This is a genomic window from Ochrobactrum sp. SFR4, from assembly GCF_019730395.1.
In the GTDB taxonomy this organism is placed as follows: domain Bacteria; phylum Pseudomonadota; class Alphaproteobacteria; order Rhizobiales; family Rhizobiaceae; genus Pseudochrobactrum.
The window spans coordinates 1-263 of sequence record NZ_JAAPBB010000902.1; the positions used below are offsets into that span (position 1 = coordinate 1).

General features: G+C 55.1%; 1 protein-coding gene. It reads left to right on the top strand.

What is annotated here, in order from left to right; translation table 11 throughout:
• A partial coding sequence (locus HBA93_RS21705) for an ATP-binding cassette domain-containing protein (protein WP_221724629.1) occupies positions 1 to 263 on the top strand: 263 nt, incomplete at both ends.

A 263-nucleotide genomic window follows, 5' to 3' on the forward strand; every position in this document is an offset into this window, starting at 1 on the left:
AGCAGGAAAAACACTGGCGCTTGTCGGTGAATCCGGCTCCGGCAAGAGTGTGACCTCGCTTGCGGTTATGGGGCTTTTGCCGGAAGCAACCGGTCACGCAACCGGTTCGGTCCGGCTTGGGGATACGGAATTGCTGGGTCTTTCAGAAAACCGGATGCGCAGTATTCGCGGCAGTCAGATCAGCATGATTTTTCAGGAGCCGATGACATCGCTTAATCCGGTGCAAAGGATTGGTGATCAGCTGGCAGAGGTTATCCGTTTGC